Genomic DNA, 9993 nt, shown 5'->3' on the forward strand with positions numbered 1-9993 from the left:
TAAGTCGGACTGCCCTTCACTTAATTTGATTCGGAGTTACTTAGTACGCTTGAACTTAATGTCCCAAACACCATGACCTAAACGGTGGCCACGCGCTTCGAACTTAGTTAGTGGGCGCTCATCCGGACGAGGAATGTAATCACCATCTTCAGCGATGTTCTCGAAGCCTGGAGCTACGTTCATCACTTCAATCATGTGTTCTGCGTAGTTTTCCCAGTCTGTTGCCATGTGGAAAATACCAGTATCAAGTTGAAGCTTACCGCGAACCATCTCTGCAAACTCAGCCTTAACGATACGACGTTTATGGTGACGAGCCTTGTGCCATGGGTCAGGGAAGAACAGTTGCAGTGTATGCAGGCTGCTATCTGGAATCATGTGTTCAAATACTTCTACAGCATCGTGACACATTACACGCAGGTTAGTTACGCCAGCATCGCGCGCTGTACCTAAACACGCACCAACACCCGGGCTATGAACTTCAATACCTAAGAAATTTTTCTCAGGTGCGTTCTTTGCCATTTCAACCAGTGATGCACCCATACCGAAGCCAATCTCTAGTACAACCGGGTTATCGTTGCCAAATACTTCTTTCCAGTTAAGAAGCTCTGGGTTGTAGTCGATACCCATTGTTGGCCAACATTCGTTCATCGCGTTCTCTTGGCCTTTTGTTAAGCGGCCTTCGCGGCGAACAAAACTACGGATCTTACGAACCAGTTTGCCGTCTTCAGTATATTCGTTAGTGGTCACTTCACTCATTGATTTTTGCCTGCACATTGATTAATCAAAGCGGGGATTATCCAAAGAATTGCCTCCGGTGCAAGTCTTTCCGTGGATAAATTCCCACACAATTTGTCTGTTTTACATCCAACGTTAAGTGTGGTGCAATTTCGCTTCTAATAATAGCAAAGCATAGAGCATGTCGTGACTCCTTTCGCAACCGCCATATTAAAATGGTATGACGCCTACGGGCGTAAAGAATTACCTTGGCAACAAAACAAAACCGCCTACACCGTTTGGCTATCTGAAATCATGCTTCAACAGACTCAAGTCGCCACGGTGATCCCATACTACCAGCGCTTCTTAGAACGCTTTCCAACGGTTATCGACCTAGCGAACGCCGAACAAGATGAGGTGCTCCACTTATGGACAGGGCTTGGTTATTACGCACGAGCTCGCAATCTACATAAAGCAGCCAAGATCGTTGCTGAGCAGTATGGTGGTGAATTTCCGCTTTCTATCGAAGAGATGAACGCGCTACCGGGAATAGGTCGCTCAACTGCAGCTGCAGTGCTGTCTTCCGTTCATAAGCTCCCTCATGCGATTCTTGATGGCAATGTAAAACGAACGCTTGCGAGAAGCTTTGCCGTTGAGGGTTGGCCGGGACAAAAGAAAGTCGAGAACCAGCTTTGGGAATATGCCGAAGCACATACTCCGAAGAAAGATGTCGATAAGTACAACCAAGCAATGATGGACATGGGCGCGATGGTTTGTACCCGTAGCAAGCCTAAATGTACTCTGTGCCCGATTGAAAGCATGTGTGAAGCCAAGAAACTTGATAGACAACTCGATTTCCCGGGCAAGAAACCTAAGAAAGAAAAACCAGTAAAAGAAACATGGTTTGTGATTCTGTACCACGACAACCAAGTGTGGCTCGAACAGCGTCCTCAGTCTGGTATCTGGGGTGGATTGTTTTGTTTCCCTCAAAATGAAAACGCAGAGATCGAACATCAACTAGATCTTCGTTCGGTCAAAGACACTGAAACAGATTCGATAAAGACCATGATTGCGTTTAGGCACACTTTCAGCCACTACCACTTAGATATCACGCCAGTATTGGTGAAATTAGATAAACAACCAGATTTGATAATGGAAGGGACTAAAGGTCTCTGGTATAACTTATCAAAACCGGAAGAAATTGGCCTAGCTGCTCCAGTAAAGCTGCTTATTGAGAGCCTACCCTTTGAACTGAACGACGACGTTTGAATCAACGAACGCGATAAGAGGAACCACTATGAGCCGCACTGTATTTTGTGCTCGCCTTCAAAAAGATGCTGAAGGCCTAGATTTTCAACTTTACCCAGGTGACTTAGGTAAGCGTATCTTTGACAACGTGTCTAAAGAAGCTTGGGGACAATGGCAAAGCAAGCAAACCATGCTTATCAATGAAAAGAAACTAAACATGATGGATCCTGAGCATCGTAAACTTCTTGAAACTGAGATGGTTAACTTCCTTTTCGAAGGTAAAGATGTCGTAATTGATGGCTATACTCCACCAAGCGAATAAGACATTTATTTAAGCAATTTTTAATGACATCATGGTTAACGCTGCGATGTCATTTTTGTATGAGGAACTATGAAAAAGCTAAGTTACTTCCTAACAGCCATGTTATTAACTGGCTGCAGCCGTGAATTTGTCGAAAGCATTTATGATGTCAATTACGAGCCGACCAACCGATTTGTAAGTAATTTGGCGGAGCTACCCGGTCAATTTGAAAAAGACACGGGTGCCCTAGATTCCTTGATTAATAGCTTTTCTGGTAACATCCAAAAGCGTTGGGGCAGCAGTGAAGTAAAGATGGCAGGTAAAAGTAACTATGTGAAATACATAGACAATTACCTAAGCCGTTCCGAAGTTAATTTTAGCAAAGGCCTGATAACGGTAGAAACCGTCTCCTCTACTGAGCCTAAAAAACACCTCAAAAACGCGATCATGACAACGCTTTTGACGCCAGATGATCCGGCGCATGTTGACCTATTCTCTTCCAAAAGCATCAAGTTAGAAGGTAAGCCTTTCCTCTACAATCAAGTTGTTGACCAAGATAAAAAGCCCATTCAATGGACATGGCGCGCTAACCAGTTCGCTGATTACCTGATCGCTAACAACCTAAAAACCAAAGAAGTCGACTTTAAAAAATCCTACTACGTTGAGATCCCAATGGTGGCCGATCACGCCAGTCAGCGTAGTTATCAATACGCCGACATCGTTCGACGAGCATCTCAACGTTATGACATTCCTGAAGACTTGATCTACGCGATTATCAAAACAGAAAGTAGTTTCAACCCCTACGCAGTGAGCTGGGCGAATGCATACGGTCTTATGCAGGTGGTACCTAAAACCGCAGGTCGAGATGTCTTTAAGTTAGTAAAGAACAAGCCAGGAGAGCCCAGCCCTGAGTATTTATTCAATCCAGAAAACAACATTGATGCTGGTACCGCATACTTTTACATACTCAAAAATCGTTATTTGAAAGATGTAAAACACCCGACAACGCTCGAGTACAGTATGATTTCAGCATACAACGGCGGCACTGGTGGCGTGCTCAATACCTTCAGTAAGGACAGAAAACGAGCAATGCGAGACTTAAACTCGCTGCAACCTAGCCAAGCGTATTGGGCACTTACTAAGAAACACCCAAACAAAGAGTCGCGCCGATACTTAGAAAAAGTAACAAAATTCAAGAAAGATTTTAACCAAGGCAAAACGTAAGCCTCACTTTTGAATAAAAAAACAACTAACGAACGTTTTTTTTAATTATTTTCAAAAAAGGTGTTGACGGTTATGCAGAAAATCCGTTTAATAGCGCTCCGTTGCCCGGATAGCTCAGTCGGTAGAGCAGAGGATTGAAAATCCTCGTGTCGGTGGTTCGATTCCGCCTCCGGGCACCACAATTTGATTTGTTGGTGTCGAAACTCTTTAACAGGGAGTAGCAACACGGACAAAAGCATAAAGAATTTAGTGTGCCGACTTAGCTCAGTAGGTAGAGCAACTGACTTGTAATCAGTAGGTCACCAGTTCGACTCCGGTAGTCGGCACCATTCTTTTGCCTCGATAGCTCAGTCGGTAGAGCAGCGGATTGAAAATCCGCGTGTCGGTGGTTCGATTCCGCCTCGAGGCACCATTATTTGGTACTTAACAAATAATGGTCTTTATAGACCTGATGTTGAGACAAGTAATTCCCCTTTAGTTCAGTTGGTAGAACGGCGGACTGTTAATCCGTATGTCGCAAGTTCAAGTCTTGCAAGGGGAGCCATTTTTAAAGAACTTCATTTTACATGAGGTTTTAGTTGAAGAGTTTAACTCTTTAAGCAAAGAATTTAGTGTGCCGACTTAGCTCAGTAGGTAGAGCAACTGACTTGTAATCAGTAGGTCACCAGTTCGACTCCGGTAGTCGGCACCATTCTTTTGCCTCGATAGCTCAGTCGGTAGAGCAGCGGATTGAAAATCCGCGTGTCGGTGGTTCGATTCCGCCTCGAGGCACCATTATTTGGTGCTTAACAAATAATGGTCTTTTTAAGACCTGATGTTGACACAAATAATTCCCCTTTAGTTCAGTTGGTAGAACGGCGGACTGTTAATCCGTATGTCGCAAGTTCAAGTCTTGCAAGGGGAGCCACATTCAAGAAAGCCAAGTCGAAAGACTTGGCTTTTTTTCGTTTGAACAAAAGCAAACTCTATTCAATATACACATTAGCCCAATATTAGCTCTTAATCAGTCCCGATAAATTAAGTTATATCCTTCCAATACTCTGACTAAAGTAGCTGATTCTAAGTTCTATAAAGCATCTCTATTTAAATGGAACCAACGCCTCCCAAAAGTTATCCCCCCTTAATTCCGTAAACCGTCATATCAAAACAAACAGAATCCCATTTCATTACTTTTTTTTCTTCGAAAATTTAATCTCTATCATGTTTTGATATCTTTCTAATATCTGCCCTACACGACTTAGATTAAGATTCGATGAACTATACCTAATACTAATTATTGAATCGCTGCGCGGGGAAACATGAAACTAAAAACGCAAGCTTACTTATTATCGGGCATCATCTTGATCGCCCTGCTAGCACTGACGGCTACTGGTTTATGGACATTGAGAGTCGCGAGCAACATGGACAACAAAGCTCGCGTGACCGAGCTATTTAAGAGTGCATACAGCATCCTTACTGAAGTCGAAAAAATGGCGATTGATGGCACTCTAGAAGAAGAGCAAGCTAAGCAACTAGCTACTCGCCTTCTACGTAACAACATCTATAAAGATAATGAATATGTTTACGTAGCCGATGAAAACATGACGTTTGTCGCGACACCATTAGATCCTCAATTACACGGAACCAGCTTTAACGACTTTAAAGATGGCAACGGGAATAGTGTTGGTCAGCTAATCCAAAGAGTACTTGGTAATCGTACTGGCCAGATCATTGAGTACACCTGGACACAAAAACTGCCAGATGGAACGATTGAAGAAAAACTGTCCATAGCAGAGAAAACACCACATTGGGGCTGGGTTGTCGGCACAGGTATCGGGTTCAATGAAGTTAACGCTCGTTTCTGGTCTACCGCTCAATGGCAGCTGTTCCTTTGTGTCGTGATTGCTGGTCTTATTCTATCGAGCCTAATTGTATCTATTAAACGCATGCTAGCGCTTCTTGGTGGCGAACCTAAAGATGTAAGAGAAGCTGTACAAGCCGTAGCACAAGGTCGAATTCAAACCTCTTTCGAAACTCAGGCGACAGACGGCAGTATTTACCACGCCGTACAACAAATGAGTAAGTCACTGGCTGAGTTGGTATCAAACCTGGACGCTTCAATGCTAGCATTAAGGGGAGAACTGCAGCGCGTAGAAGACCGTGCTGGGTCAATTGCTCAATTGACAGAGACCCAACAGCAATCAACAGAGATGATCGCGACAGCAATGACCGAGATGGCCTCTTCAGCCAATAACGTTGCTGATTCAGCTAGCGATACCGCGCGCAACACCGACGAGGCCGATAAACAGAGCCAGCATACCCAGCAACTGATTCACAACACAGTAGACAACATTCAAGGCCTAGCAGGCCAACTAGGCACAGCAAGTGAAGCTGTCGCTAACCTAGATAACGATGTAAACAACATTGCGAAAGTATTGGATGTGATTGGTGATATAGCGGAACAAACTAACCTGTTGGCACTTAACGCAGCCATTGAAGCAGCTCGAGCTGGCGAACAAGGCCGTGGATTTGCGGTTGTAGCAGATGAGGTTCGTAACCTTGCAGGTCGAACACAATCAAGCACCAAAGAAATTCAGTTAATGATTAATAACCTTCAAGACGGATCTCGCAACGCAATTCAAACTATGGAAGTTTGTGCTGCGACCAGTGAAAGCACCGTAACAGAGTCTCAAAACGCCTCTGAAGCACTACAACAGATTGTTGTCGCATTAGAGTCGATTTCATCAATGAGTCATCAAATCGCAACAGCGGCCGCTGAGCAGACTCAGGTGAGCGATGATATATCGAAGCGTATCAACATGATCGAAGAGAGCGGCAACCAACTGAGCAATGTCGTGACAGAAAGTCATAACAGTACCCAAACTCTCGCCTCCCTTTCTAATGAATTAGAAGCTTGGGTTAATAGGTTTGAAGTAAAACACTAAACTCTCTAGAAATTTTTCAAATAAAAAAGCACGTTTTCATACGTGCTTTTTTTATTTCGGCGCCCATTCAGTGTAGTTAACCGTAGTTTTACTATCTATTAGGGCATGCTAGACCTAGGTTTTTCACCCCAAATGAGCAAAAACAACCCACTAAGTATAGAAAAACATCAAACGATACTTTTTTTGCAATTTAATGTTGACCCAGAACGCGAAAACACGTTTAATACACCTCGTCGCCCGGATAGCTCAGTCGGTAGAGCAGAGGATTGAAAATCCTCGTGTCGGTGGTTCGATTCCGCCTCCGGGCACCACAATTTATTTGTTGGTGTCCTAGACAACAACAGTAAAGCACAAAGAAATATTATGTGCCGACTTAGCTCAGTAGGTAGAGCAACTGACTTGTAATCAGTAGGTCACCAGTTCGACTCCGGTAGTCGGCACCATTTCTTTAAAGCTTTAAGAATAATTCCCCTTTAGTTCAGTTGGTAGAACGGCGGACTGTTAATCCGTATGTCGCAAGTTCAAGTCTTGCAAGGGGAGCCAAGTTAATCATCAAGCATAAGCTTTTTGATTTATGATGCCGACTTAGCTCAGTAGGTAGAGCAACTGACTTGTAATCAGTAGGTCACCAGTTCGATTCCGGTAGTCGGCACCATTCTCTTGATTAGAGACTAAACAATCAATTCCCCTTTAGTTCAGTTGGTAGAACGGCGGACTGTTAATCCGTATGTCGCAAGTTCAAGTCTTGCAAGGGGAGCCAATTAAAAAAAGCCGCATCATTGATGCGGCTTTTTTGCATCTGAAGATCCAAACTTATTCATACAAGCCCACTCACCTTTCTACTACCTCATTTAATTCGAAAACCAACCCTTTTAATACTCTTATAAAGCAATCAAACTTTTCTCTTTAATTCCGTTCAAGCTATCACAACAACAAACTAGTCACTCTTGTAAAAAGTCAGTCATCACAAACGTACTAGTTTGGTTATCTTGCTGAAAAACACTAGTAATGGATACGGGAATTGAAAAGCTAAAGAGTGAACTCAAAGAAGCTCTAGAAAGGCTTAATGGATTCCTTAAATTGAAGTGATGTACGATTCACTCTTTATCGAAACTATCCACCACAATCGCTCCCATAGAGGCTGGCATTGAAATAACAATCACTCTTTTGAACGATACAACTGGATCACTCAACAGAGGTAATTTGTCCAAGCAAGTCAGTACCAAAGCAACGACCAATGCCGTCATAACATAAGCAATCACTATTCTAAAAATAAACACCGGCAACCGTGTAACAACATCTTTTTGAAAGACATTCTCATACGTATAGAAGCCTAAGAACACCGAAGACAGTAAAAATAACAGCAATAGATTAGCGGTAGGTAAAGTCTCCCCTAACTTCCAAGCCTCTTCAGAAAAAGAAATTGGCACGGCCAAAGCAAAAGATCCCACAAAGATCTGGCTCGCATCTTCAAAGTTAAAACTCAATTTCATAGTTCGACCCATTAGGTTTAAGGCTTTATCTATTTCTTAAAATAATCACAATACTATCCGCCGATGACTTGGGGGATTTTCTATTCTTACTAAGCAAACAGTAATGACCCTTCTAATTTCATATTAGTCGCAATAACTAAAACATGGCTTGAACTAACCAGCAAGAAATCAATATGCTCAGAGCAAAGCGGTCAAACAACTAATTCATATCCAGTCAAATCGAAGAGAGGCCTGTAAACATCCTAAGATACCAACGCCTAAAACCAGAAAATCTCAAGCTGTTGGGTGATAAACATCACTGCACGAATACGAGGGATACTCTATTTCTTACATATCTGTCCAACAGCACTTTGGCACACAACCTAGCGCCTCTCACCTTCAAACTGAATCTAGACCACTTCCCCCCTTTGAAATGCTTCGAACAAGACGCTTAATATCATATAGAGTGGTTTTAGCTCAATGCATAACCAATAGGATGAAGTCGACTAATTAAGGGCTATAGCGTTCTTAGCAGAAACATCCATGATAGATTCCTAATTACACATCAGAAATCCCCTCTAGACTCGCAGATAAACAGAAGTCAGGTTTCGTAGCGAAGGGCTGTTAACTAATACTTGAAGTACACAAACATCTACAAACTCAAGGCACGTAGGATGAGTTGTAAGGCTTGTATAGTTTCAGATATTGAAATGGATACACTGAACGTTAACCTAACTTACAACGTCGCATAGCTCGAGTATTTGAGTACTAAGCTTAAAGCTATATGCGTTTGAAACGCATGCTCGTTTCAAATCACAACTGGTGTTAAAAAAGACAAATGAAAAGACTCTAATCGTAGAGTTAGACTTTCTAATAAATTACAGAGTAATGGGAACACGTTGACTAGGAGTCATGAGTTACGCGCAAATCTTGTGTAAAAGTCATTCAATGGAAGGGCGAAACACTATAATTTAGATGCAAAAAAGCCCCGCTATTTCTAGCGAGGCTTCTTATAAATGGCAGAGGGCCTGGGGTCGCAGGCGAGTGGGCTCGTTGGTCAAAGACAAAATTATCGACATCCAGAAACGACGAAAGCCTAGTCATAAGACTAGGCTTTCTAATAATTGGCGGAGTGGACGGGACTCGAACCCGCGACCCCCGGCGTGACAGGCCGGTATTCTAACCAACTGAACTACCACTCCGCAGTGTCTATTCAGCTTAAAGCAATTTGAGCCTGACGATGTCCTACTCTCACATGGGGAAGCCCCACACTACCATCGGCGCTATTGTGTTTCACTTCTGAGTTCGGCATGGAATCAGGTGGGTCCACAATGCTATGGTCGTCAAACAAATTCTGTTGTTAACTTGAATAATCAAATCAACTAAATATGGTGCTGATACCCAGACTCGAACTGGGGACCTCACCCTTACCAAGGGTGCGCTCTACCGGGCTGAGCTATATCAGCAATTCAAGAACCGTTTAAAAACGACTCTAAAAATTTAAAGCCTGGCGATGTCCTACTCTCACATGGGGAAGCCCCACACTACCATCGGCGCTATTGTGTTTCACTTCTGAGTTCGGCATGGAATCAGGTGGGTCCACAATGCTATGGTCGCCAAGCAAATTTTAAAATTCGGAAAGCTTATCTAAAAGTTATTTCTCTTCAAACTCATTCAAGCGTTTGGTATTTCTTTGAGTCCATCAAAACCCCTTGGGTGTTGTATGGTTAAGCCTCACGGGCAATTAGTACAGGTTAGCTCAATGCCTCGCAGCACTTACACACCCTGCCTATCAACGTCGTAGTCTACGACAACCCTTTAGGACGCTTAWAGCGTCAGGGAAAACTCATCTCAAGGCTCGCTTCCCGCTTAGATGCTTTCAGCGGTTATCGATTCCGAACTTAGCTACCGGGCAATGCCATTGGCATGACAACCCGAACACCAGAGGTTCGTCCACTCCGGTCCTCTCGTACTAGGAGCAGCCCCTTTCAATTTTCCAACGCCCACGGCAGATAGGGACCGAACTGTCTCACGACGTTCTAAACCCAGCTCGCGTACCACTTTAAATGGCGAACAGCCATACCCTTGGGACCGACTTCAGCCCCAGGAT

6 protein-coding genes, 14 tRNA genes and 3 rRNA genes are annotated in these 9993 nt (G+C 43.5%); 16 read left to right on the top strand and 7 right to left on the bottom strand.

Annotated features, from left to right (window positions below):
* Positions 1-36: 36 nt before the first annotated feature.
* On the bottom strand, positions 37-756 hold the full coding sequence (gene trmB / locus L4C44_RS14860; protein ID WP_004735468.1) for a tRNA (guanosine(46)-N7)-methyltransferase TrmB: 720 nt from the start codon (positions 754-756) through the stop codon (positions 37-39).
* 165 nt (positions 757-921) lie between these two features.
* Between trmB and mutY the strand changes: the two genes are divergently transcribed.
* From mutY to L4C44_RS14940, 16 genes are all read left to right on the top strand, one after another.
* Positions 922-1983: an A/G-specific adenine glycosylase gene (gene mutY / locus L4C44_RS14865; RefSeq protein ID WP_146490581.1), complete on the top strand. Its 1062-nt coding sequence runs from the start codon at positions 922-924 to the stop codon at positions 1981-1983.
* 28 nt (positions 1984-2011) lie between these two features.
* On the top strand, positions 2012-2284 hold the full coding sequence (locus L4C44_RS14870; RefSeq protein ID WP_010435637.1) for an oxidative damage protection protein: 273 nt from the start codon (positions 2012-2014) through the stop codon (positions 2282-2284).
* A gap of 69 nt (positions 2285-2353) precedes the next feature.
* Entirely contained in the window at positions 2354-3487 is a 1134-nt protein-coding gene (gene mltC, locus L4C44_RS14875) for a membrane-bound lytic murein transglycosylase MltC (RefSeq protein WP_060982721.1), read from the top strand.
* A 103-nt stretch (positions 3488-3590) separates the two neighbouring features.
* A tRNA-Phe gene (locus tag L4C44_RS14880) sits at positions 3591-3666 on the top strand.
* Between the two features lie 74 nt (positions 3667-3740).
* Positions 3741-3816: transfer RNA gene (locus L4C44_RS14885), tRNA-Thr, on the top strand.
* Positions 3817-3823: 7 nt separating this feature from the next.
* Positions 3824-3899 (top strand) — tRNA-Phe (locus L4C44_RS14890).
* A 56-nt stretch (positions 3900-3955) separates the two neighbouring features.
* Positions 3956-4031, top strand: a tRNA-Asn gene (locus tag L4C44_RS14895).
* A 71-nt stretch (positions 4032-4102) separates the two neighbouring features.
* Positions 4103-4178, top strand: a tRNA-Thr gene (locus L4C44_RS14900).
* A gap of 7 nt (positions 4179-4185) precedes the next feature.
* Positions 4186-4261, top strand: a tRNA-Phe gene (locus L4C44_RS14905).
* Positions 4262-4318: 57 nt separating this feature from the next.
* A tRNA-Asn gene (locus tag L4C44_RS14910) sits at positions 4319-4394 on the top strand.
* A 391-nt stretch (positions 4395-4785) separates the two neighbouring features.
* A complete protein-coding gene (locus L4C44_RS14915) occupies positions 4786-6411 on the top strand; it encodes a methyl-accepting chemotaxis protein (protein ID WP_061018839.1) in 1626 nt (541 codons plus the stop codon).
* Between the two features lie 235 nt (positions 6412-6646).
* Positions 6647-6722: transfer RNA gene (locus L4C44_RS14920), tRNA-Phe, on the top strand.
* Positions 6723-6778: 56 nt separating this feature from the next.
* Positions 6779-6854, top strand: a tRNA-Thr gene (locus L4C44_RS14925).
* 24 nt (positions 6855-6878) lie between these two features.
* Positions 6879-6954, top strand: a tRNA-Asn gene (locus L4C44_RS14930).
* Positions 6955-6990: 36 nt separating this feature from the next.
* Positions 6991-7066, top strand: a tRNA-Thr gene (locus L4C44_RS14935).
* A 29-nt stretch (positions 7067-7095) separates the two neighbouring features.
* Positions 7096-7171 (top strand) — tRNA-Asn (locus L4C44_RS14940).
* Positions 7172-7508: 337 nt separating this feature from the next.
* Here the strand turns inward: L4C44_RS14940 and L4C44_RS14945 are convergent.
* The 6 genes from L4C44_RS14945 to L4C44_RS14970 form a co-directional block, all read right to left on the bottom strand.
* Entirely contained in the window at positions 7509-7904 is a 396-nt protein-coding gene (locus L4C44_RS14945; protein ID WP_146491327.1) for a DUF2391 family protein, read from the bottom strand.
* A gap of 1104 nt (positions 7905-9008) precedes the next feature.
* Positions 9009-9085, bottom strand: a tRNA-Asp gene (locus L4C44_RS14950).
* Between the two features lie 30 nt (positions 9086-9115).
* Positions 9116-9231: ribosomal RNA gene (rrf, locus tag L4C44_RS14955) — 5S ribosomal RNA — on the bottom strand.
* Between the two features lie 41 nt (positions 9232-9272).
* Positions 9273-9349 (bottom strand) — tRNA-Thr (locus tag L4C44_RS14960).
* A gap of 39 nt (positions 9350-9388) precedes the next feature.
* Positions 9389-9504, bottom strand: a 5S ribosomal RNA gene (gene rrf, locus L4C44_RS14965).
* Between the two features lie 102 nt (positions 9505-9606).
* Positions 9607-9993: ribosomal RNA gene (locus L4C44_RS14970) — 23S ribosomal RNA — on the bottom strand; the annotation flags it as partial.

Source organism: Vibrio satsumensis (assembly GCF_050337435.1).
GTDB classification, from domain to species: domain Bacteria; phylum Pseudomonadota; class Gammaproteobacteria; order Enterobacterales; family Vibrionaceae; genus Vibrio; species Vibrio satsumensis.